Annotated in this window: 14 protein-coding genes and 1 tRNA gene; 10 read left to right on the top strand and 5 right to left on the bottom strand. The window is 47.5% G+C overall.

Going from position 1 to position 24,036, the window contains the following annotated elements; all coding sequences use genetic code 11:
• Positions 1–306 precede the first annotated feature (306 nt).
• Positions 307–3,828: a T9SS type A sorting domain-containing protein gene (locus EFB08_RS06780; RefSeq protein ID WP_165864819.1), complete on the top strand. Its 3,522-nt coding sequence runs from the start codon at positions 307–309 to the stop codon at positions 3,826–3,828.
• 123 nt (positions 3,829–3,951) lie between these two features.
• On the opposite strand, the gene EFB08_RS06775 is transcribed toward EFB08_RS06780, so the two are convergent.
• The gene (locus tag EFB08_RS06775) at positions 3,952–5,844 is read right to left on the bottom strand and encodes an amidophosphoribosyltransferase (protein ID WP_123126407.1); all 1,893 of its coding nucleotides are present in this window, start codon (positions 5,842–5,844) and stop codon (positions 3,952–3,954) included.
• 353 nt (positions 5,845–6,197) lie between these two features.
• Between EFB08_RS06775 and EFB08_RS06770 the strand changes: the two genes are divergently transcribed.
• The 5 genes from EFB08_RS06770 to EFB08_RS06750 all read left to right on the top strand — a co-directional run bounded on the left by EFB08_RS06770 (position 6,198) and on the right by EFB08_RS06750 (position 10,347).
• Entirely contained in the window at positions 6,198–7,085 is an 888-nt protein-coding gene (locus EFB08_RS06770) for a DMT family transporter (RefSeq protein ID WP_123126183.1), read from the top strand.
• A 78-nt stretch (positions 7,086–7,163) separates the two neighbouring features.
• Complete coding sequence (locus tag EFB08_RS06765; RefSeq protein ID WP_123126182.1) at positions 7,164–7,424, top strand: hypothetical protein; 261 nt, start codon at positions 7,164–7,166, stop codon at positions 7,422–7,424.
• Between the two features lie 151 nt (positions 7,425–7,575).
• On the top strand, positions 7,576–8,988 hold the full coding sequence (gene aspA / locus EFB08_RS06760) for an aspartate ammonia-lyase (protein ID WP_123126181.1): 1,413 nt from the start codon (positions 7,576–7,578) through the stop codon (positions 8,986–8,988).
• A 113-nt stretch (positions 8,989–9,101) separates the two neighbouring features.
• A complete protein-coding gene (locus EFB08_RS06755; RefSeq protein WP_123126180.1) occupies positions 9,102–9,968 on the top strand; it encodes a pirin family protein in 867 nt (288 codons plus the stop codon).
• 127 nt (positions 9,969–10,095) lie between these two features.
• On the top strand, positions 10,096–10,347 hold the full coding sequence (locus EFB08_RS06750) for a hypothetical protein (RefSeq protein ID WP_123126179.1): 252 nt from the start codon (positions 10,096–10,098) through the stop codon (positions 10,345–10,347).
• A 159-nt stretch (positions 10,348–10,506) separates the two neighbouring features.
• Here the strand turns inward: EFB08_RS06750 and EFB08_RS06745 are convergent, their stop codons facing one another.
• Both EFB08_RS06745 and EFB08_RS06740 read right to left on the bottom strand, forming a co-directional pair.
• Positions 10,507–17,124 carry an MBG domain-containing protein gene (locus EFB08_RS06745; RefSeq protein ID WP_123126178.1) on the bottom strand — a complete coding sequence of 2,206 codons (6,618 nt, stop codon included), beginning with the start codon at positions 17,122–17,124 and terminating at the stop codon, positions 10,507–10,509.
• Between the two features lie 824 nt (positions 17,125–17,948).
• Positions 17,949–18,020: transfer RNA gene (locus EFB08_RS06740), tRNA-Glu, on the bottom strand.
• A 179-nt stretch (positions 18,021–18,199) separates the two neighbouring features.
• Between EFB08_RS06740 and gap the strand changes: the two genes are divergently transcribed.
• From gap to EFB08_RS06725, 3 genes are all read left to right on the top strand, one after another.
• A complete protein-coding gene (gene gap, locus EFB08_RS06735; RefSeq protein WP_123126177.1) occupies positions 18,200–19,195 on the top strand; it encodes a type I glyceraldehyde-3-phosphate dehydrogenase in 996 nt (331 codons plus the stop codon).
• A 183-nt stretch (positions 19,196–19,378) separates the two neighbouring features.
• Positions 19,379–20,284 carry a diacylglycerol/lipid kinase family protein gene (locus tag EFB08_RS06730; RefSeq protein WP_123126176.1) on the top strand — a complete coding sequence of 302 codons (906 nt, stop codon included), beginning with the start codon at positions 19,379–19,381 and terminating at the stop codon, positions 20,282–20,284.
• Positions 20,285–20,287: 3 nt separating this feature from the next.
• Entirely contained in the window at positions 20,288–20,632 is a 345-nt protein-coding gene (locus EFB08_RS06725; protein ID WP_123126175.1) for a translation initiation factor, read from the top strand.
• A gap of 64 nt (positions 20,633–20,696) precedes the next feature.
• Here the strand turns inward: EFB08_RS06725 and kdsB are convergent, their stop codons facing one another.
• A complete protein-coding gene (kdsB, locus tag EFB08_RS06720) occupies positions 20,697–21,440 on the bottom strand; it encodes a 3-deoxy-manno-octulosonate cytidylyltransferase (protein WP_123126174.1) in 744 nt (247 codons plus the stop codon).
• Positions 21,441–21,672: 232 nt separating this feature from the next.
• A complete protein-coding gene (locus EFB08_RS06715) occupies positions 21,673–23,499 on the bottom strand; it encodes a T9SS type A sorting domain-containing protein (protein ID WP_125077670.1) in 1,827 nt (608 codons plus the stop codon).
• Positions 23,500–23,645: 146 nt separating this feature from the next.
• Between EFB08_RS06715 and EFB08_RS06710 the strand changes: the two genes are divergently transcribed.
• A complete protein-coding gene (locus tag EFB08_RS06710) occupies positions 23,646–23,870 on the top strand; it encodes a DUF2905 domain-containing protein (protein ID WP_123126172.1) in 225 nt (74 codons plus the stop codon).
• Positions 23,871–24,036 lie beyond the last annotated feature (166 nt).

Here is a 24,036-nt window from a genome sequence, read left to right as displayed (position 1 = left end):
TTGTTATAATTCTATATGTTTCTATAAATAATAAAATTTTTTAAAATCTTTTCACTTGTACTTTTTTACCTAAATTTTATTGAAAATGGCCGCTAAATAAGATAGGCTACCTTTAAGATTAAGGCACATTATACATTTTCAATCTCTACCTAAGAAGAACATCCATCCCGCTTCCTTCTTGGTGAATCCTGGTTGAACTTCTACTATTTCTTTCTGGTTTGCTCTTTCAATAATGGGAATAATCGAATATAAAATTAAACCATAAATTGAATCAGTATGGCTAGGGAACACTTTAGCAGGAGGAAGTTGAGTGTATGTCAGGTTTTGTTGTTGGTTTGGGCGTTCGCTATTTTCAAGGGTGCACCTGCTTTGGCCGAGAGTTCAGTCCCGTATTCTACCGGCGATTACCGGACAGTTTCAGCGGGCAGCATCGGTCAGGAGGGAAGCAATAATTTGCTTGAACAACTTACTTCCTCTGGAACTTGGGTACCGGTAACGGGCGTCCTTCCCAATTCTGCCACCTTACACTTGGAACATTCCACCCAAATCTCGGAAACCTTTCAAGTTGCCAATCTCTACATTGCCTCTCAGAAGACCTTTACTGTTCCTGCCGGAACTAGCTTGATCATTACCGGCAAGTTCTCTGTTTCTTCTGCCGCGGAAGTAGTGCAGGAGGGAGAGATAGAAAACCGGGGAGTTCTCCAACTGAAGGCAGCCGCTAAATTGACCATTAAAACACCAACCTATAAAGCTTCCTCACCCATCTGGGCTGGGTCAGAAGAAATTGATGTTCTGTCTGAGGTAAGAATTGAGGCGGCATCGGCTAACACGCTGTTGTTTAGCACCGCTTACCTCTCGGCACAAACTCATGGGTACTGGTTTGGCCGCTTAACAGTGGCTCCTGCACTTGCTAACAGCCAATGGCAATTAACTGATTCTTCGGGCCCTCTTGCCGCACAGGCTTTCAGTACTTCTTTGCCGGCAACTTCTTCGCTTCTGCTTTTAGCCGCACCTAACCTGTCTCTGCAGTTTGGGCGGGATGTTACGCTCACAGGAGGAACTTATTTTCTCCAAAACCAGGGAAGTGGAACCGGTACCATGACGGTGGCCGGTCAGATGGTTCTGCAAAATGCAGTGCTTACCTTAAACCAAACAGCAACATCAGCAGCAATTTCTACCCTGGATTTGAAAGGGAACCTTGTCACAGACGCTGCTTCCACCATACAGAACAGTAGTACTGTCAATACTTCTGCGAGTGGCATCAAATTTACCGGAACCAATTGGCAAACCATTCAGGCCTCCGGACCAATTAACCATGTGTCTTTAGCTTTGAAAGGGGGCTCCATGGTTAAGCTCGGGCAGCACCTGCGGCTTAATCCTACCAACTCGGTGTATGCGGGTACTTTATCCGTGGAGAGCGGTGCCATTCTTGACTTCGGATTGGATGCTTCCAATAACGGGTATCAGGTACAAGGCCAGGGGTATTTTTCGCTGAACCAAGGCGGAACGCTGTATATCACCAGCCCTCAAGGCATTAACGCAACTGGCGCCATGGGGAACGTGCAGGTCACCGAAAGCCGAAGAGCCTTCAACCAGTTGGCCACTTTTGTTTATTCAGGTAAAGTTCCGCAGCAGACTGGAAACGCTTTCCCAGCTACGGCAAGCGGGAAAATCATCATCATTGACAATCCTACTTCAGTGACACTGACAAATACCCTTGGCATCTCCAACAATACGGCTATCTCTCCTCAGGGCGGAAGATTGGAAATAAAGCAAGGCACCTTTATGGTTTCGCCCTCGGCGGATGTCACTGGCTCTGGAAAACTGGTGATGACCGGCGGAACCTTCCAGACGAATGTATTGAACACCATCGTGCCCCAATTGACGGGAGCCTATGAACTAACCGGAGGTACCCTTGAATTAGCCGGGAACGGAAACCAGACTCTTAGGGGAGGCTCCAATTACACGTACCATCAGGTGCTCGTTAGTGGTACAAATGAAAGCAACTCTACGGCCAAAACCATTTCCACTACTACCACCATTAATCAGAATCTCACCATCCTTCCCAATGCCGTCCTGGACATCAGTAACAAAACCTTAAAAGGAGAGGGTGGCCTGACTATGACCGGTGGTTTATTCAGAACAAGCAAGACCAGTTCATCCTTACCTGAACTTGCTGGCAAGAACGCTCCTTATATTCTTACTGGTGGTACCATTGAGTTCTATGGTTCTATCAACGGCCAGAACCAATCTATCAGGGGAACCTACGGCAACTCCCAGAAAATTACCTACCATCATCTCCTTCTCACCGCCAATGAAGCCAACACTCAAAACGAGGTAGGCAACCATCTATTCAGTGCCAACTTTGACTTGGCAGGCACCCTTACGGTGAAAGCCCCGGCCGTTCTGCAGATTGCCAGTAACAGGGCGGTGGGCGGGACGGGGAATTTCGTTCTGGAAGCCGGAGCTACCTTACTGTACGGTTCTCCGCAGGGAATTAAACAAACAGGAACGGGCACTTCGGACGGAAACGTGCGGGTGAGTGGAACCAGGTTTTTTTCTCCTCAGGCGAGTTATGGCTTCATCGGAAACTCGGAAATGGTTTCTGGAGATGCCTTGCCAGGCACAGTCGCTAACTTGCTGGTGGCCAAGCTTGCGGGGGGAGTGACCTTGTCTAAAACTGTGAACGTCTCTAATGTTTTTACCCACAAAAGCGGTCTCTTCAAAACCGATGTCCATGAGCTTTCTCTTTTAAGACAGGATACTGCGGCTTTGCAGATGACTGATTATTCTTTCTACATGCAGGGCACCCTGAGAAGAGCTGTAGGAAGCAGTGGCACCTACTCGTTCCCGGTAGGAAACGCCTCAGGAAAACGGAAAGTGGACCTAGTTTCTATTGGCTTAACCGGAAACGGTTTCCAAAGCATTGCCGTCAGCTTTAAGCCACTCACAAACCATCAAAACGCTGACATGTTTCTGGTGGAGAACAGTTACAGCTACACCCATGTGGAGACCGAAGGTGTTTGGAATGTAGTCCCAAATGCAGTGCCTTCAGAAGGTAGCTTTACCATCAAAACCTCCTTGCAAGGGTTCACCAATGTTTCTGATAACAAATTCGCCTTGTTGGTAAGGCCGCAAAATGCCACCAGCGCCAAGGAATGGACTACCGGGGGAGGTTCTCTGGATGCCCCGGGAAAGGAAGGTCGGACGGTAACGGGTGGCTACGCCAAGCGCAATTTTGTGATGAGTTTTGGGCAGTTCGCGCTGGCAACTATGGAAACCGTACTGCCAGTTACCTGGCTTTATGTAAAAGCAGAGCGTAAAAACCAACAGGTGCACCTGCAATGGGCCACGGCTTCTGAGGTGAACAATGACCGGTATGAGGTTGAGTTTTCCCTGGATGGAAAGAACTTTACCTCTGCCGGAAAAGTAGCCGGAGCAGGCAACAGCACCATCGAACAAAAATACGAGTTTCAGCATTCCTCCTCTGCAACTGCCACCAGCTATTACCGCATCAAACAGATTGACTTTGACGGTGGGTTTGAGTACAGCAAGGTGGTTGCGGTTCAGTCCGGGCGAGCTGCCTTAGCACAGGTGACGCTTTACCCCAATCCCAGCCAAGACTATCTTTACTTAGGAAACCTTACCCTGGATGCCTCCGCCACCGTGGAGATTCTGGATGTACAGGGCAAAACCATTAATAGGGCAAAACCCACTCTTGACGGAGGTACCCCGGTGATTTCTGTGCAACAACTGCAAGCTGGAAATTACATCCTTCGCATTAAGACTAACCACCAACTGGTCCAGCAACGGTTCGTGAAACTGTAAACCGTTTTTGGCCTTATTTCAGAAAAGTGGTCTTAAAACAAAGCGAGCCGGTTTATGGAACCGGCTCGCTTTTTCATTTTACATGCTTAACTAGCACATCAGCACCTTAGAAAAATTGGCACATTAATAAGCTCTTCCCTCCTTGTTCTCCATGAAGTTCACGAAAGCACGGTTTACTACTTTCATGCCGCCGGGGGTAGGGAAGTTGCCGGTGAAGTACCAGTCGCCCAAGTGGTTTGGGATCGCTTCGTGCAGGTTTTCTACCGTCTGGAAGATGACCTGAACCTCGGCTTTGACATTAGCGGCTTTTACAATCTGCGCCACCTTGCCGCTGATCTCATCTGGCGTGAATTGGTCGTAGAGTTCCTGTACAAAGTTCTTCTCGCGGGCGGCTCCGGAAGCCAGGGCCTGCTGGCACTTCTGGTAGGTCTCTGTGGCCAGGCATTCCTTGTTGTTGTCTTTCAATAAGCCCATCATGGCTCTGAAGGCCACAAACTCCTTCATTTTAGACATGTCAATGCCGTAGCAATCTGGGTAGCGGATCTGTGGGGCGCAGGACACGATGATGATCTTTTTCGGTCCGAGGCGGTCAAGCATCTTTATGATGCTTTTCTCCAGGGTGGTGCCACGCACAATGGAGTCGTCAATCACTACTACGGTGTCAATGCCTTTCTTCACTACCTCGTAGGTGGTGTCATAGACGTGGGCCACCAGGTCATCGCGGGAGTCGTTGTCGGTGATGAAGGTGCGGAGTTTCGCGTCTTTGATCACTAGTTTCTCTACCCGCGGCCGGAAGGAGAGAAGGTTCTCTATTTTGTCTATATCGCCATTAGCCTCGGCAATGGCTTGGCGGCGGTAAGAACGCAGATAGTCTTCCACGCCTTCCATCATGCCCAGGAAAGAAGACTCGGCGGTGTTAGGGATGTAGGAGAAAACAGTGTTCTCCAGGTCGTAATCCACCGCTTTCAACACATCGGAACTCAGCAATTTGCCCAGCATCTTGCGTTCCTGGTAAATCTCAGGGTCGTTTCCGCGGGAGAAGTAGATGCGCTCAAAACTGCAGGATTTCTTCTCTAAGGCAGGCAGCACTTCCTTTTCTGCGGCCTCTCCATCCTTCGTCACGATCAACGCGTGCCCGGGAGAAATTTCCTTGATTTGGCTGTACTCAATCCCGAAGGCGGTTTTAATGGCCGGTTTCTCCGATGCCACTACCACTACCTCGTCATCCATGTAATAATAAGCCGGCCGAATGCCCGACGGGTCACGCACCACGAAAGCCGCTCCGTAACCGGTAAGTCCCGCCATGGCGTACCCACCATCGAAGTCCTTGCAAGCCCTACGCAAAACACGCTGCAGGTCCAGGTTCTCTTCAATAAGAGCGGTGATTTCCTCGTTGTTGTGATCGGGTTTGAAGTAGTCAAAGAGGCGCTGGTTTTCCTCGTCCAGGAAGTGGCCTATTTTCTCCAGTACGGTAACGGTGTCAATCTTCTGGCGCGGGTGCTGCCCAAGATCAGTGAGCACGTTGAAGAGCTCGTCTACGTTGGTCATGTTGAAGTTACCGGCCACGGCCAGGCTTCTGTTGCGCCAGTTGTTTTCCCGCACCATGGGGTGACAGTTGTCCACGCTGTTTAGGCCGTGGGTGCCGTAACGCAAATGGCCCAGATACACATCGCCCATGAAGGGGAGATTCTCTCTGAGCCATTGTACATTCTTCGCTTCCTCGGGGTACTTGCGTTTCAGCTTGCCGTATTTCTCGCTTATTTTCCCAAAAATAGCGTCAATCGCCTTGGTTTTCACCGACCGGTACCGGGCAATGTACTCGGTGCCGGGTGTGGCGTTGATCTTGATGCTGGCAAAACCGGCGCCGTCCTGACCGCGGTTGTGTTGCTTCTCCATGAGCAGGTACATCTTCTGGATGCCGTACATGGGAGTGCCGTATTTTTCTGTGTAGTATTCTAAGGGTTTGCGGAGGCGGACCAAGGCAATCCCGCACTCATGTTTTATCGCATCACTCATGGTAATTGGTTTTAAAGCCGGAGGCGCGTGTTCAATGGCATCCGGTTGCCCCATCGGTTTGGCAAAGGAGTTCGGCCGAAAAGGCATGCAAAGGTAAGAGTAAAAATACGTATCCTGCTAGCTAAAATCTATTTTCTACAGCCCTTCTTTCTCTTGCTTACGATAAATAAACGAGTCATGTGTCCTGGGAGGGAAAAGGTATTGAGAATGTAATAATTAGGCCTTTTAAAGTGATATACTTCTTGATACTTAGTGTTTTAGGAAATCTGTTTTGAGCCCGATTTACAGAAAGAAACTTTAAAACAGTACGTGGGGGTAGGTGGGGCAAACTCCTGCTGCCTACCTTTGCGGCAATGAACAGACAAGTACAGGTGCACTGCGCCTTGTTTCTGGTGGCCCTCATCTACGGGGCAAATTACAGCATCGCCAAAGAGATCATGCCCGGCTTTGTGCTACCCTTCGGGTTGATTGTGATCCGGGTGGTGAGTGCGGTGCTGGTTTTCGGGGCTCTGTCTCTTTTTGTGGTGAAAGAGAAAATCCAGGGCAAAAACGACTGGGTAAGGGTCATTCTTAGCGGCATCTTCGGGATTACCTTTAACCAATTGTCTTTCTTCAGCGGGCTTAACCTGACCTCGCCTATCAACGCTTCACTTATTCAGACGGTGTCGCCAGTGGTGGTGGTACTTTTGTCGGCTTACCTGCTTAAGGAACGGATCCAGGTTTTCAGGATGGTAGGCATTCTGCTGGCTGGCCTGGGTGCCATGTTACTCATATCGGGGAAAGCGGGCAACGCACAAGGCCACATCCTGGGCGATGTGCTCATGCTGGTCAATGCGGCGTGTTTCGGGGCGTTTCTTGTACTGGTGAAACCGCTCATGCAACGCTATAATCCAATCACGGTTGTGAGCAGGGTGTTTCTGGTAGGGTCAATCGGGGTGATTCCGTTTGGATTGGAGCAGGTGATGCAACCTAAGTATGCCACTTTTCCGGCTTCCATCTGGGTTGCCATCGCGTTTGTGGTCTTTGCGTTGACCATTCTGGCGTACCTCCTGAACGTGTGGGCCATGAAATATGCCAGTCCGGCGCTGGTGGGCGTGTACATTTACCTGCAACCGGTCTTCGCCATTCTCATAGCGGTGAGTTTGGGCAAAGACCTGTTTACGTGGCAGAAAGCGCTTTATGCGGCCATGATTTTCGGGGGAGTGTACCTGGTGAGCAAACCTAAGAAAGAAATTACCTGAGTAGTTTTAGCAAATAGTACGTATAAATGGCACCTAAGCGGGTTTGTCCGCGTTCAGGCCAAATACAAAAAATACAAGATGACAGAACAGCCGCATTTTGAAGACGACGCCCTGCACCATCTCTTTCTGTTGGTAGAAGCCCAGGATGCCACCTGTATGCTCAACCTGGCAGGCCACCCGCTCCGGATCAGGGAGGTGGTTTTTCAGATGGTGGAGAACGGTTGCCGCGTGAGCAAGGTAGAGGCCGATTTCTACAACATGTTTCTATATGACAAAGAGGTCACTGAGATCTATGATTACCTCACCACCATTATCAAGGTGAAGTTTGCTAAGGTGTAAGACCAGCTTTGAGGCTGTTTTGCTCAAAACAAGGCTAAAACAGCGGCATCAGATCTGCGTAGTTTCCGCATCTACGCTGAATTAAAACAAAGTTCATTTAAAACCGGTAAAGTACAGGAGTCCCCACACACCTGATACTAAAGCACGTTAGATGAACACAGACTTCAGAATAGAACACGATTTCCTGGGCGAGAAAGAGATTCCTAACACTGCCTATTATGGGGTGCAGACGCTCAGGGCCCTGGAAAACTTCCACATCACCGGTATCACCAATGCTTCTGAGCCGCTTTTCATTGTGGCGTTTGCCTACGTGAAGAAAGCCGCAGCCATGGCCAACCGTGATCTGGGAGTGCTGGACCAAAAACTTGCCGAAGCCATTATCTTTGCCTGTGATGAACTCATTGCGGGAAAGTACCGGGACCAATTCGTCACCGATCTGATTCAGGGTGGGGCAGGCACCTCGGTAAACATGAACGCGAACGAGGTCATCGCCAACATTGGGTTGGAATACCTGGGATATAAGAAGGGACAGTACGAGTTCCTGCACCCCAACAACCACGTCAACTGTTCCCAATCCACCAACGACACGTATCCGACGGCCATTATGATGGCGGTGCACCTGAAGGTGGATGTGTACCTCAAAGCCTTAGCGGATCTGAAGAAAGCCTTTTTGCGCAAAGCCGAGGAATTCAAGGATGTCCTGAAAATGGGTCGCACCCAATTGCAGGATGCCGTACCCATGACGCTGGGCCAGGAGTTCCACAGTTTCGCCACCACTATCAACGACGATATCAAACACTTACGCGAAGCCCAGCACAAACTCACGGAGTGTAACATGGGCGGAACCGCCATTGGCACTAGCATCAACGCCCCGCAAGGCTACCCCGAACTTTGTACCCGATACCTCGCACAAATAACCAAACTGCCCATCACCTTGGCCCCTGACTTGATTGAGGCCTCTTCAGACATGGGTACCTATGTGCTGGTATCGGCTATGCTGAAGCGCAGTGCTCTGAAGATTTCCAAAATTTGCAATGACTTGCGCCTGCTTTCCTCAGGCCCTCGTGCGGGGTTGAACGAGATCAAACTGCCGCCTATGCAACCTGGTTCCTCCATCATGCCTGGCAAAGTGAACCCCGTGATTCCGGAGGTGGTGAACCAAACCGCCTTCTACGTCATGGGCGCCGATGTCACCATTTCCATGGCCGCCGAGGCCGGTCAGTTGCAGTTAAATGTCATGGAGCCGGTGATTGCCTTCAGCTTGTTCACTTCCATGAACTACATGATCAACGCCATCACCACCCTGCGAACCAAATGCGTGGACGGCATCACGGCCAACGTGGATGTCTGCCGCGAAGAGGTGATGCGCAGTATCGGGATTGTGACCGCCTTGAACCCGCTTCTGGGGTATGAAACTTCTGCCTCCATTGCCAAAGAAGCACAGGCTACGGGTAAATCCATCCACCAGATTGTAGTGAAGGAACGAAAGCTGATCAACCAGCAGAAATGGGACGAGATCTATTCCTTTGAGAACATGATCCATCCGGTGTACATAAATGGGTAAAGTCAAGAAACCTGTTTAAGAGCTATTTTCACGAAAACAAGCCATAAACAGTTGGTGTGAGAAGGAAGTCTGTGCCAAGGCTTCTGTTGCCGCCAACAATACATAAGGTACTTATGAACCGAAGGATTTTCCAGGTCATTGACGGAGTTCAGAAAAAGGTGGGAGAGGGGTTCGAGGTAACCAGCCCTATGCCGGGTTCCAGAATAAGGCAATTGAGCCCGTTCCTGCTCCTTGACCATACCGGCCCCATGCATGTGCAGCCTACAGATCAGCCCCTGGGAGCAGACTCGCACCCCCACCGCGGCTTCGAAACGGTTACCATCATGTACCAGGGTTCCCTGGCTCACCGCGACACCGCCGGGTACAGCGGCAAACTAAGTCCAGGCGATGTGCAGTGGATGACCGCCGGCGCCGGCCTGCTGCACGAAGAGCGGCACGAGAAAGAGTTTGCCAGGCAAGGCGGAATCCTGGAATTGATTCAGTTATGGGTAAACGTGCCCAAAAAGGACAAGATGGCTCCGCCCCGCTACCAGGAACTGAGAAAAGACCACATACCGGTTCTTCCGTCTACAGCCCAAGATAAAGGTACCATCCGGGTAATTTCAGGGACCTATGAAGGTGTTTCGAGTCCCGCCCTGACCTTTTCCCCCATCACTATCCTGGACATTTGGCAACCCAAAGGTGCACAGCTTAGCCTTTCCTTGCCAGCTTTCTATAACACGGGAATCTACGTGGTCAAAGGCCAGGTTCGGTTACATGACAACCGGGTAGCCCAGACCAAGCAGTTGGTGGTAATGGGGTGGGATGCCGAAGGTATAGAGCTCTCCTTTGAAGAAGGCACCACCTTCCTAGTGCTTTCCGGCGAGCCGATAGAAGAACCCTTGGCTACCTACGGTCCCTTCGTGATGAACAACAACCAGGAATTACTGCAAGCCATTGAAGATTTCGAGCAGGGCCGCATGGGGAATTTTTCGGATTGAAGTTAGCGATTCTCCTTTCCTGCTTCCTTTTGGAATTTGCTTTTAAAACGGGTAACTCCTTTCTTGGGATGAAACTAAATCTTGCAAGTAAGCCTTATGGGGAGGAACCTCAGTTTGAAGAAGTAGCATGTTAGAACATTCGCTTTTCCGGAAGCTTCCTCCATGGGTACAGGCAGAGCTGTTGGCGCAAAAAGGGGAGGCCCTTGCTCTACGGCATTTCAAAGGATGGTCTATTACCCTTCATCCGTATGAAAACACGTTTTTAGAAGTCTGGGCCAAGCACGGCGTAGAAGTAGTAGGCACCTTCCACAGCGCCGTCTCCTATATGGATGTCATTGAACCTTATCTTTCCGTGATGCCGCTACCCGAAGGAGCTTAAAATCCTTTTTCTTAAAGAATACCGAAAAAGCCACTGAGGAGAATTTCTTCAGTGGCTTATCCATTTTAAGACCATTTTTGAAAAAGAGAGCAAATATGATAAAAGAAAAAGCCCCTTGCTTCTTTAAGCAAGGGGCTTTTTAGTTAAGGTACCGAAAGGTTATTGCCGTACTACCCGGATAGTTTTAACCTTATCGTTGGTGGTCAACCGGATAATGTAGACACCTACGTTGGTAGATCTGGCATCCCACTTGGCAGTGATGGTTTCATTCGCTACAGCTTTTCCTTTCTGCAGGTTTTTCACCAAACCGCCTTTCATGTCATAAATGTCCAGGCTGTACGCTTCGTCTTGCGCCACACTGAACTCAACAGAAGCCTCATCGGTGAGTGGGTTAGGGTAAGAGGTAAGTTTGGCCTCTGTGGTGATTGGTGTTTCAATAATTGCTACAGATTGTTTCACGTTAGCCGCTTTAACCTCATGGATTACAATAGAACCTCCACCTAAAGTAGTACTAGTAACCGTACTCAAATCCGCATTATCTGCTGTACCTATCAGGTTATCATAAACAGTCCCTCCGGCTGCATCGGTAATTTTCATGCGTATCTTATCGGAGCCTCCACCGCCACTTACTTGGCCATCAATAGCATTTAATGTGAACTTATAAGTTCCTGTACCATTTATTGTTCCAACACCTCTATAACTTGCTTTCGCACCGCTGATAACGAGGGTTGCTGCTTCATAGGAGGTACTATTGAATTTTAAGTTACCTGCCTGGAACTGGAACTCTGTTTCGCCATCTAAGGTAGTGGAACCTTTTTTGTATCTGGACACAAAGCCAAAGTTAGCTTTACCGACTGCTGCTGGATCTTTTACATAAGCACCTGCCGGAGAGTTAATCCAGCCGCCACCTGTCACAAAACCTCCATTAGGATCATAAACAGGAAGATAGGCAGTGTATTTAGCACATCCGCTTGCCGTAGAGGCTTCTACTTGGTAGACATTTGTAATCAAACCCAATACATCAAAATTTGCCACCCCATTAGAACCTGTAAGTGCCTCACCAACTTTTTTGCCGTCAAGATTGAATATTACATTAACCCCAGGAACATTTGGTAAAACTGTAGCAGAGAGTGTTGCTTTAGAACCTACAGGAACAGGGCTTCCACTCGCTGAAGCATCTATTGTTACCCCATTCACAGTCAAAGTGCCTTTTCTGAATGTTATAGCATAATTACTAGAGGTAAATCCACCAGGAGTTACATCATAGGTAGCTTGTCCACTGCTAACATTTGCTGTGGTAGAGTAGGATAATGTTCCTCCCAATACACTTGAACTTTCATTATTCACAAATCCGTCATAAGTAACGGTAAAGAGTGGGTTAACCTGTCCGCAATACTTGCTTGTGTTTTGTGCAGTTACCACAAGGGCCTTTTTGGTGATAGTAAGGGTAGCTGGAGTATTGGAGATCTCGTAATTGCTCAACACGGTAGCGGGAGACAACGTAGCAGAGATGGCATATGGACCATCGCTAACAGTTTCACCAGCAACGCGGCGGTAGGCAGCTTGCACGTTGTCAGAGGCCAGGAATCCGGTTAGCGTGCCTGTAAACTCAGGGTCTGCAGCGCCGTACTCCTTCGTTTTAGCAGCAACAACTACTGAAGCTTCCTTCTTGCCGATGGTGAAGCTGGCCGTGTTGTAGGTGATGTCATAGTTGCCCAGGACACCAACTGGAGCAAGAGTAGCAGAGATTTGGTATGGACCTCCCGTTACTGTCTCACCCTTGGCCCGGCTATAAGTAGCTGTTACGTTGTCACTAGTCAAGAAGCCTGCTAAATTACCGGTTAAGGTTGGGTCAGAGCTACCGTAAGTCTTGCTGTTAGCAATTGGAGTAACTGAAGCAGCCTTCTTCGTAATGTTTAAGGTAGCAGAAGTGTTAGTGATCTCGTAATTATCTAGCACATTCTGAGGTGCCAAGGCTGCTGTGATGGCATAGGTGCTCACATTCTCTCCGGTAGCGCGGCTGTAGGTGGCGACCACTTTGTCAGCGGCCAGGAAGCCGGTAACTGTGCCGGTTAGGCTGGGGTCATTGTCGCCGTACACCTTCGTCTTGGTATCCACAACCACAGATGCGACTTTCTTATTAATAGTCAGTTTGGCTCCTTGGAAGGTAAGGTCGTAATTATCGCCCAAAGCAAGAGTTCCCTTGTCAATGGTATAGGAACCCACCTTCTCGCCCTCGGCTCTGGAAAGTACGCCTGCAAAGGCATCCTTGTTCACCAGAGAACCGGAGGTAATGACATATGTCAACTCAGGATCTACATCTCCATAGGTCTTTTGCTTGTCATCTGCTTTCACAGTGATAGGGCGGGCACTGATGGTCAGCGTAGCCGGAGTGTTGGTGATATCATAGTTGCCCAATGCAGAAACAGGGGATAATGTAGCAGAGATAGGGTATGGACCAGCAGCAACTGTTTCACCAGCTACCCGGCTGTAGGTAGCTACCACCTTATCTGCTTCAATGAAACCAGCCAGGGTACCAGTGAAATCAGGATCTTCAGCACCATACACCTTTGTTTTTGGAGCTACTACTACAGAAGCTGCTTTCTTACCAATAATGAAGGTCTTGCTGCCCTCTGAGCCAGTGTGGTTTTCATCGCCAGAGAAAGAGAAGGAGGCGGTTGCGGTGCCAGCGTTGATGTTGTTACTATACTCTGCCGTAGGCGTTAAACTTAGGCCACCTGCTCCGGTCACCTCAACTGTGGCCGGGGTGATGGATGAACCGGTATAGGTGAACGGGCCGCCATTGATGTTAACAATTGTCTCAGAGGAGGCCTTTTCTATTATGAAAGACTTGCTGTCCTCAGACCCTGTGTGGTTATCGTCACCAGCAAAGGTATAGCTTGCTGTGGCAGTACCGGCGTTAATGTTATTACCGTAAGTGGCAGTAGGTGTCAGTTCCAAGTTACCCGCACCGGTTACTTTTACCGTTGCTGGCGTTTGTGCCTTGCCGGTATAGGTGAAAGGACCAGCTGGAACAGTAACCTCAGTTATGGAGGAAGCTTTATCTATGGTGAATTCTTTTTCATCCGATGAACCAAGATAATTAGCTGATTCAGCATAGGAAGCTGTTGCGGAATACGTACCGGCGTTAACTGGGGCGTTGGTAGAAGAAGGATAAACAGTTGGTGCTACACCGGCATAATAAACGGTGATAGCTTGATTTAAACCGCCGTCGCCCTTCACAGTGGCAGGACCTTTATGAGCAGATCCGTTATAGATGGCATCGCTAGCAACAACTTCCGTTTTAGTAGAGGCTTTGGCAATTACCAAGGTACCTTCTGCGGAGCCGCTGTAGTTGTCATTCGTTAACGAAGCGAGAACCTCGTAAGCGCCTGCATTGGTTGGGTTAGAAACGGTGGTTTCCTTTTGGCTATAAGTTACGCTTACGCCAGTTACATCGGCAGGGCTAATGCTGTAACTTACAGTCTTAGCGGAACCATTGTAGGTCTGCGACAGATCAGCCGTATTTAATGTAATTGTGGCAGCAGCTTTCTGGGCGGTTACCTTTGCCGTAACTTCAGGAGCTGCATGGTAGTTGTCGTCGCCAGCCTGGTTGTATCTCACAATTCCTGTTCCGGTTCCGGAGTTCATGGTGTAGGTATCACCGATGTTACTCAATGGAGCAGAGCTGCTGTATACAACTGCCAAACCAGAGGTGGCAGTGGCTTCTACCGTGAAGCTAGTATTGTAAACGGCACTGGCCGGAGAGACGGTTGCTACCGTAATAGTCTGATTTGCTTTCTCCGCTGTAACAATTTCCGTTATAATAGAGGCGGCATTGTAGTTGTCGTCACCATCCTGACTGTAGCTTACAGTACCTGTTCCTGTGCCTGAGTTCATTGTGAACTGCGCACCAACGTTGCTAAGTTTATCGGAACTACCATAGCTTACAGGCAGACCGGAAGATGCAGTAGCTGCTACAGTAAAGGTGGAGTTGTAAACAGCTTTTTCTGGAGCAGATGTAACTACCGTAATAGTCTGGTTAGCTTTGTTTACCTTAAAGCTACGGGTTACAGAGATTGCAGCATTGTAGTTAGCATTACCATCCTGAGTAGCAGTTACACTGACAGGACCAGCACCGTTAATGGTAATTTTACCAGTACTTTCATCGTGGCTGATGTTCCCGGTTGTGGAGATTTTGACCGGTAGGTTAGAAGTGGCACTTGGGCTGATGTCAAAAGCAGCATCACCAAAAGTCTTATCTCCAATTTCAGCAAAAGTGATGGTTTGATTTGCTTTAGCAATCTCCAAGGTACCTTTTAAGCTTCCTGAATAATTGTCATCAATAATAGTTGCTGTAACGGGATAGCTACCAGCATCCTTCGGAGTTGCTGAGCCAAAGTCATAGCTTAAAGTTAAGCTACTAGGTGTAGTAGTGGCTACTACTGTTTTTACCTTGTTGTCAAAAATCTGAGATAAAGTACCGGCTGCCCAAATTGGGGTAATAGTAGCCTTTTCAATTGTAAAGTCCTTGCTGTCAGTTGAACTCAGGTAATTGGCGGATTGGGCGTAGGTAGCCGTGGCTTTGTAAGTACCAGCGTTGGTAGGAGCAGTTGTAGAGGAAGGGTAAACCGTTGGCGCTACACCTGAATAGTAAACTGTCACGGGTTCCTCCAGTTCACCGGCTCCTGTAACCATAGCCGAGGCACTATGAGCTGAACCATTGTAAATAGCATCAGTAGCAGATACTAGTGTGGCGGTAGGGGCTTTGGCAATTACCAATGAACCGCTTACACTTCCTTGGTAATTAGCATCATTGATAGTCGCTGTTACTGGATAACTTCCAGCATCCTTCGGATTTGCTGAACCAAAGTCATAGCTCAGCGTTAAGCCTGCCGGTGTAGTGAAAGCTACTACCGTTTTTACAGTGTTGTCATAGGTTTGAGATAAAGTACCTACTGCCCAAACTGGTGTTATCGTTGCTTTATTTACAATTAACTCCTGTGGTATAGCAGTTGCAACTTCATAGTTGTTGTCGCCTGATTGAGTTGCAGTGATTGTTGTTTTACCAGCTCTTTTGATTGTAACCGTACTTCCAGATATTGTAGCTACCTCGGTATTGCTACTTGCATAGGTTACAGGCAAGCTAGACGATGCAGATGCGGTAAGGTCGAAAGCTGCATCTCCGAAGGTTTTAGTACCAAGGCTGGTGAAAGTGATGGTATTTGCAGCCTTTTTAACTAAAATAGAGTTTGTACCTGAAGCTGTTTTGTAGTTTGTAGTAATGGTTGGTGTGAACTCTACAGATAGAGGATAAGCCGATGTAGAAGCATTAAGAATAGTAGTATTAGTAACTACATTCGCTCCTTGTTTGTAAACAAATGTACCTTCTACTGGAGCACCATTAAAATTTGCTACAGCATTGAGCTTGCCTAATAAATTTGTACCATAAGAAATAATGCCAGCATCAATCCAAGTAATTGATGGCTGCGCTTGATTTACTGTAAAATCAAGTTCGTTTGAGATTCCACCGCCTGGAGAAGAAGTAACCACAGTAACCTTTTTCACTCCTGCTGTTGTTAAATCGCTTGCCGGAATACTTGTAGTAAGTTGAGTGCTGTTTACAAATTCTGTGCCTTTGGCAATACCATTAACATGTATAATTGAACCGTTAATGAAATTACTTCCACTAACTGTTAATGTAAAAGCAGCTTCACCCACTGTTTTACTTACAGGCGCAACAGTAGTTAAGACCGGTTTAGGATTATTGGCTCTAAAAGAGATAATTACATTGTCTGACGAGGTACAACTTCCATTAGTGTTAGTCCACTTCAAAGTATAGCTTTCACCAGCAGTTCCATTAAAGGTAGCATTAGAGGTTGTAGAAGTTGTTGTTTTAGTTGTTGAGGTTCCAAAGTATCCACCTGTTCCGGTTACAATACTCCAAGTACCTGTTCCAATTGAAGGTTGATTGCCCGATAAATTAGTAGAAGTTCCGTTGATATTCAGTTGATCCGCTCCTGCATTAGCTGTTGTTGGTGATTCATTTATTTGAAGGTTTATACTACTTGTTGGAGTATTTGTGATAGGGTTTATTGACCTTACCCTAACTCTATAAGTTGAACCAGTAGTAATAGGTGGAACTTTTCCGTTTATAGTTAAAAGTCCATTATTCCCAACATTATCGGTAATGCGACCAATTTCACCTAAATTTGATGTTCCACTCGAATTTATAAGTTCTGCTATAAAAGTTGCACCTGCAACAAATTGCCCAGTAACATTATTATTTTGTGCTGATATCTTTTCGAATCGTACAGAAATCGGGTTTTCTGTACAGTAAGTATTGCCAGTTGTTACAGTAACATTGCTTATTCCAGCATCCGTAAAAACTGTAGTTGCAGTTGTTCCTGTTGTCTTACCAATAGTAGTTACTGTAAACTTAACTCCAAGATGCCTATCCTCAATATTGTAATCTAATTTCCAAGTACCATCTTGATTAACAGGAACATCATATGAATGTACATCTGGATAATCTGGCTCTTCTCTAAATTCAATATGAACACTTTGGTCAAGTGTCCAACCAGAACCTTTAATATGTGCAACCTGCCCAGGAGAGTAATCATCTTTATCTGAAGTTACTGTAGGAGCAGGCAAGCCGGCATCCACATAGGCATCGCCTAAGGCAAAGGCACCAACAGTGCCTAAAATTAAAAAGCAAAGCATAATGCCGTAGCGCCTAGCGTTAGCCTTTGCAATTGCAAGTAAGTGTACGTTCATATGATTTTTGTTAAGTTGAGAAGGGTAAATTAAATTTTGTATTCAGAATGCTGCAATTTTAAAAATTCTTAGAGAAATTTGTATTAAAGTTCGTTTAGTTAATGGTTTTAAGGGTTAAGTTAAAGGTTTAGCAGGTTAAAAGTTAAGCTTATGCATATAGATCGAACTCCGTTCTGATATTTTTTCTTATTCCTTTGATTTGAGGTATATGCGTATTTATTCCTAGACATTAAATGCCTGATTAAAGGTTCTGGTAATTGGTGAGCTAGATTATGGGGAGGTAATAAGAGGGGAGTGCTAGTAATTAGAACAAGAAAACTAAATTGCTTTTCTGATCTAATTCTGGTGTAAACTAATACAAAAATTACATTAAAAACAATTTAGATTATATTTTGGAATATATATTTATGCTGTTACAACTTTTTAATAGGTTGAAGTTCCAAATGTGTCTAAAATTTACATAAAATTATTTTAAATGTAATAATGAAACGTTTTATATGCTTTATTTTACTAAAATCAACTTTGATGCATGTAAATTACCTTGCAAGTAGTTGGTTGGTGAACTGTTGTCTAAGCAGCAAGATCAAAAGCATACTTGTTAGCAAATCGAATGATTCCGATAAGTAAGCAGAATTCTATAAAGGCGAGTTCAAGTTCAGTCTTACAGGAACTAAGCAACTTCCCCTTTTTCTGTTTAATTCATGGGGAGTATGGAGAGGAAAGGATTAAGGGCTGTTTTTCAGTTTGGGTAACAGGCTAAAATAGGATGGTACTAAAGCAAAACAGCCTGAAAGCAATTAACTTACAGGCTGTTTTGTTTTATGTAGTCCGTAGGGGAATCGAACCCCTGTTACCAGAATGAAAATCTGGTGTCCTAACCCCTAGACGAACGGACCATCTTTCGGTTTTGATGATGCAAATATAGAGGGCGGTTTTATTACTGACAAGCATCCTTGTTAAAATAAATGCGTTTAAACGGTAATTAGCTCAAAATGAGCCGGTAAATTTTTAGTTTGTTTTGCCTGTCGGAACATGTAACTTGCCACCGTTAAACAAGAACAAAACCTTACGTAAAATGTCTAAGAAAATAAGAGTAGCCATCAATGGCTTTGGCCGTATCGGCCGTCTTACCTTTAGGACTCTGATCGAGCACGAAAATGTAGAAGTAGTTGGCATCAATGACCTCACAGACAATGCCACGCTTGCGCATCTATTAAAATATGATTCAGTACACGGCCGTTTCAACGGAACTGTTTCCGCTGATGAGCAAAGCATCACCGTAAACGGTAATCGCATTGAGGTTTTCGCCGAGCGTGAGCCTAAAAACCTGCCTTGGGGCAAACTGAACGTTGACGTAGTCTTAGAGTCAACCGGACGTTTCGTGGATGAGAAAGGCGCTGGCGGACACCTGGAAGCAGGTGCCCGGAAAGTGGTGATCTCTGCTCCGGCCAAAGGAAACATCCCAACTGTAGTTTTAGGGGTGAACGAAGACATCTTAACCGGTGACGAAACCATTGTTTCTAACGCTTCTTGTACTACCAACTGCCTCGCCCCAATGGCGAAGGTGTTGGATGAGGCTTTCGGAATTGAGAAAGGGTATATCACTACCATTCACGCCTACACCGCAGACCAGAACCTGCAAGATGCTCCTCACTCAGATCTGCGTAGGGCCCGTGCAGCTGCCGTTTCTATTATTCCTACTTCAACCGGTGCCGCTAAAGCAGTTGGTTTGGTATTGCCCCACCTAAACGGGAAACTGGACGGTGTGGCCATGCGCGTTCCAATTCCGGATGGTTCTTTGACGGACTTAACCGTTATCCTGAAAAGAGAAGTAACCAAAGCGGAAATCAACGCGGTGATGCAGAAGGCTGCTCAAAACGAATTAAAAGGCATTCTGGAATACACCGAAGATCCCATCGTTTCTATTGATATCGTAGGCAACCCGCATTCCTGCATCTTTGATGCCCAGCAGACAGCTGCCAACGGTACGTTGGTGAAAGTAGTAGGCTGGTATGACAACGAGTTCGGTTACTCAAACCGTGCCGCTGATTTGATCGCCCGTATCGGATAATTATTGCGGTATAAGCATATGGAAGTGGTGTTGCCCCTGGGGCGGCACCACTTTTTTTGTGTATTTTTACAAAATCGGCCTTAAAACAGATGGGCTGCAAAAGACAGTTATTTTCCTTTCTGGTGTGGTTTAGAAAAGAGGGAAAGCAACTGGAGATTTGTTCTGAAGAAACTTCTGAATTCCATGGAAAGTACATCGGCTCCGGAGAAAGCTTGTTTTATATTAAACCCAAAGTCCGGGGTGCGGAGTACGGTATCGGTTCCAGATCTGATCTCCAACCATCTGGATACCTCGCGCTGGAAACCCGAGATTCTACTCACCGAACGGGCAGGACACGCCACTGAACTGGCCCAGAAAGCCGCCGCAAACGGCGCCCGGTTAGTAGTGGCCGTGGGCGGGGACGGAACGGTGAACGAAGTGGCCCGAGGACTGAAAGGCACTTCCTCGGCTTTAGGCATTTTGCCCAAAGGCTCTGGTAACGGATTGGCCCGCCATTTAGGAATTCCCTTGGCTTTGCCCCAGGCCCTTGCCCTTTTAAATCAGGCTAGCTTCCATTACATAGATTCCTGTACCATCAACGACCACCCGTTTTTCTGTACGGCCGGTATTGGGTTCGATGGTCTGGTAAGTTCGGTTTTCGCGCAGAGCACGAAACGGGGCCTGAGTAGTTACGTGCAATTGGTGGTGAGGGAATTCCGTAGCTTTAAATCGGAAGAAGCCACCGTCCGCATCAACGGGCGCGAACTCACCTCCGATTTCTTTGTGGTGGCTTTCGCCAATGCCTCGCAGTACGGCAACAACGCCTACATTGCGCCGATGGCCAATATTCAGGATGGATTGATGGATGTCTGCCTCATCAGGCACGTAGGCGTGGCCGAGGCTATTCAGTTGGGCTACGGCCTTATGACCAAACAAATTGCCCATTCCAGCCTGGCCGAATTCCATACCTGTGCCACCGTTTCCGTACAAAGCAAAGAGCCGCAGTACTTTCATGCCGACGGAGAGTTTATGGGACAGGCAAAGGAGTTTGAAGTAAAGATGTTTCCGAAATCGCTAGAAGTAGTCGCCGCTTTGGCGCCAAAATCTTAAAACATGAGCAAAAACAAGAAAGGCCGGGAGGGAGTGGTTTTCTCCACCAACCCAGATTTTGAATACGAATACCAGCAGGAGGAAGAAACCCAGACGCTTCCGCCCCAACAGCAGAACCTGCGCGTGCAATTAGACAAAAAGAGCCGGGGCGGGAAGCAAGTGACCCTCATCACCGGATTTGTAGGGCAAGAGGGTGACCTTCAGTCGTTAGGTAAAACGCTAAAAACCAGATGCGGGGTTGGCGGAAGCGCCAAAGACGGAGAAATCACCATCCAAGGCGATTTTCGGGACAAAGTCCTGCAACTGCTGCTTGACCTGGGCTACAAAGCGAAAAAATCTGGCGGCTGATTAAGCCGCCGAAGGGGCTAAGTTCTGAGTACAGAAATTTCTAGAAAATCTAAATTCCTATTTCTTAATTCTTTTTCAGGTACTGGAGCGCCTTCTCTACATCTTCGGGGGTGTCTATACCAATGGTTTCCAGCTCAGTCACAGCGGTAATAATCCTGAATCCATGCTCAAGCCACCGAAGTTGCTCCAAAGACTCTGTTAATTCCAGGTCAGAAGGTTGTAGCTGGGTTAATTGCGCTAGAACAGAACTGCGGTAGCCGTAAATCCCGATGTGCTTGTAATAGGCATGGCGGGATAGCCAGTCCTGCTCCTCGGCACCCCGCAGGTACGGGATTGGATGGCGGCTGAAATATAAGGCCTGCTGCTGCGCCCCGATGACAACTTTGGGGCTGTTAGGGTTCAGTAACTCTTCCTGTGTTTGAACGGGTTTGATGAGGGTCGCAATCTGCGCCTCGGGTTGTGAGAAACAGCTTAGAACTTTGTTTATCTGCTCCGGCTGAATAAAGGGTTCATCGCCCTGAATGTTCACTACTACCTCAAACTCTTCTCCCAATTTAGTATAGGCTTCGTAGCAACGGTCGGTGCCGCTTTGGTGGTGCGAGGAAGTCATGACCACATTTCCCCCGAACTCCTCTACATGTTGCCTGATCCGTTCATCATCCGTGGCGACCACTACTTTAGATAATCCAGCCAATTGAGCCTGCTCATACACCCGTTGGATCATGGATTTCCCGTCTAACATTACCAATGGCTTTCCAGGAAATCGGGTAGAGGGAAATCGGGCAGGAATGATTCCAACAGCTTTCATAGGATCAGGTTTACGGGGAGATATTTTCTAACGTCCCTTATCCGATGCAAGGGGCTTCAAAGATATCAATATTTCACAAGGATAAAGAAACCGGGTGAATGCCCAGCACCTGAGCAATAGCTATAGCCAACCTTTGCCTGAAAGAAGGTGAAACCTGTTTTAGGCCCGTTTTACAAAAACAAAGGGAAAAGGGATCAACCTACTCTATAATAATAAATAATAAGAGGCAAGCTCATTTTGTGACTACCAGCCGCTTCTGGAATATTATTTCGTGGTTGGCATTTGTGCCAGAAAGCAGGTAGGTGCCATTTGCCAAGACATCGGTTCTGAAACGGAGGGTGCTTTCCCCAGCCCGTACGTGCTCTTGCAAAAGTACTTTCACCAAAGAACCCTGGTTGGTGTACAAGGCAATGGTCATAGGGGAAGGTTGACTCAAATTAAAAGTAATAGTAAACTGGTCGGCGGTAGGATTTGGGTAAAGTCTGGAGGCAGAGTTTTGCGTGGGAGGGGGAGAACCTAAAATTGAAGGGTTTACTAATTTAGAAATATGAGGCTGCCGTTCACCACCTCCGCCTAACCCAGTACTGACAACCACACAGCCTTGCGCCCACACCACTCCCGGTTTGTTGTACTGCCGGCTTATGCCTGAATAATCTCCCAGGATTGCTACGTAATCTTCTCCTTCTTTTACCCGGAGGGGACTGGAAAATTCACCAGCGGCATCTACTAAAACCGCGGAGTACCCCGGAAAATCAATGGGTGAGGAATGGGCATACACCAGCAAAGCAGCCCCATCTTTTTCCGTCAGACCTATGTGGGCCAGGGTAGGGAAAGCGGCGTCTCTTTCCTCTGGCACCATTTTGCTTTGCACCGTTGGGGTAGGGGAAGAAAGAGCAGAAATCTGCCCGTAGTATACGCCGGCCCTGGGGTTTCCCTCCGAGGTATTCAAAGCATTCATGACGAAATGGATGCGGTCATCGTGCAAATAAGCCTGCATCACCCGAGCATCGTTTCGGCCTAAAGAAAGACTGGAATTCTTCTGCCGAAGGTTAGGGGGCAAGGTGTAGGCAGTTGCTTCGGCACATTCCTGGATGGCTAATTTAGCTGACTGGTCTGGGAGCGGAGAAGCAAGTGTCAGCAATAAAAGCTTGGTAGATTGGCTGGCGGTAATTGCCTCATTGGAAAGAAAGTAGAAAGGCAGGGTTCCCACGCCACTGCTGCTTTTCACCGGAGTTATATTGAAAAGAAGCTCATCCTTAAAGCGAATGGAGTGGAAATAGCGCGAGTCGGAAACCGAAAGCGGTAATCCTGCCAAAACATTCTGTTTGTTCAATTGCCAGATTCCCGATTGCCTGAACCCGGAATTGTTGGTGGACCCATTGGCGAAAGAATTGGCGGTAATAAAAATCTCGTTTTTGGAGACGGCTAGGGAAGGGAAGTCGCTCCAGGTATCATCGTTCAGTGGGTTTCCATCCAGGGTGTAGGAGTGCCAGGTACCCACGGGATCCGCGGAAGCGGACACAACCAGGTGGATCTGGCTTTCTTCGGCCACATGCCCGGTGAGAAAAACCACCAGGAACCTGTCTTGCTCAGGATCATACATTACGTGCGGATCAAACCCCGTCAAAGTAGGGCTTTTCACCAAAGCCGAAAGGGTCAAAGAACGTAAGATAGATCCGGTCTCATCATGGATGGCAATGCGCCCGTTCATCACACTTACCACCATCCCTGAATTAGAGACCGCCAGGTCATCATCATTCGGGATGCCTGGAGAAGGAAGCCCGAAGAAGCTCTGTTCCACCGTAGGCGGCTTTACCGTTCCCAAACTGGTTACCCCGTTCCCTTTTACATAAGAAATAGATTTCTGAAGTAGATGCAGGCTATCCTTTATCGCGTTGAAGCGGTTCTGAGAAGCACTTTGTTGCGGTGAAGGAATAGGCTTTGTTCTAAAAAAGACACCGAAATCAGGTTGGCTGGCATTGAAACTCACTTTCTCTGGGGCTTTCACCGCCACAGAAATTACCTCAAAGCTGGTTTGGGCAAAGCTCGTAGATCGCAACAGAAGAATTGGTGCCAGCAGAAGAAGGCAACAAACGTAATTGCGGCGAATTAAGCGTCTTTTCGTAAAAGAAAGTAGAAAACAGATAAACACCTTGATTTCGTTAAGGAAGGTTTATACAAAAGAGTCCTTTAACCCTTGAAAAGATGCAGCCACTGGGTAAATATTTAGTCATCCTGGGAATCGTGATCGTGGTCATCGGATTGATCATTTGGGTAGCGGGCCCTAAGATGGGGTGGTTTGGGCACCTTCCCGGCGATGTGCGGGTGGAGCGGCCCGGCTTCAAAATCTTCGCTCCGTTCACCACTATGCTGCTCCTAAGTATTCTGCTCAGTTTGGTGCTTTGGGCCATCCGCCGTTTCTTTGGGTGATTCAAACCTAGATTACCTTTTTACCCTGACATCTGGTAATCGTGTAAGCCCTGGTGCTCGCGAAACCGGAGTAGTGGCTTTTCACCCCCAGACATGTTCTTTATCCTCTCCAAACTTCTCCAGTACCTTGCCTCCCCTTTGTTATGGATTGTAGCCCTTTTCCTTT

Source organism: Rufibacter latericius (assembly GCF_003721515.1).
GTDB classification, from domain to species: Bacteria; Bacteroidota; Bacteroidia; order Cytophagales; family Hymenobacteraceae; genus Nibribacter; species Nibribacter latericius.
Note: the sequence above shows the minus strand (reverse complement) of the source record. Positions and strands in the feature narration are given on the sequence as shown.